Source organism: Paenibacillus luteus, from assembly GCF_006542765.1.
Taxonomy (GTDB): Bacteria; Bacillota; Bacilli; order Paenibacillales; family Paenibacillaceae; genus Pristimantibacillus; species Pristimantibacillus luteus.
On sequence record NZ_SKCD01000096.1, the window covers coordinates 1 to 542 of the forward strand.

The following is a 542-nucleotide window of genomic DNA, read 5'->3' on the forward strand; positions in this document are numbered from 1 at the left end:
AAGCCGGTGGGGTAACCCGCAAGGGAGCTAGCCGTCGAAGGTGGGGTAGATGATTGGGGTGAAGTCGTAACAAGGTAGCCGTATCGGAAGGTGCGGCTGGATCACCTCCTTTCTAAGGAAATACCCGGACCCGATGAGGTTCGGATAAACGTGGCAGTTTATCGCTTACTCGTTGTCAGTTTTGAAAGATTAATACTCTTTCAAAGGTAGTCCAAAGGGAATACCCAAGGGCCTTTAGCTCAGCTGGTTAGAGCGCACCCCTGATAAGGGTGAGGTCGGTGGTTCGAGTCCACTAAGGCCCACCATTATCGACTCTGAGAAGTCGGTACCCATTTTGGGGCCATAGCTCAGCTGGGAGAGCGCCTGCCTTGCAAGCAGGAGGTCAGCGGTTCGATCCCGCTTGGCTCCACCAATATTGCACCTTGAAAACTGGATAACGAAAGAAAAGAAATTGCTGAATCATCCTTTAGCTAAAATGTTTTAATTGTTAGTGAAGGTTGTTCGTGATTGTCTCGACATCTTTTCGTTTTGTTTCAACCACT

The 542-nt window shown here is 49.1% G+C and carries 2 tRNA genes and 1 rRNA gene; all 3 read left to right on the forward strand.

Annotation, left to right across the window (positions count from 1 at the left end):
• Nucleotides 1-112: ribosomal RNA gene (locus E0496_RS34485) — 16S ribosomal RNA — on the forward strand; the annotation flags it as partial.
• A 116-nt stretch (nucleotides 113-228) separates the two neighbouring features.
• Nucleotides 229-305 (forward strand) — tRNA-Ile (locus E0496_RS34490).
• A 31-nt stretch (nucleotides 306-336) separates the two neighbouring features.
• Nucleotides 337-412 (forward strand) — tRNA-Ala (locus tag E0496_RS34495).
• Nucleotides 413-542 lie beyond the last annotated feature (130 nt).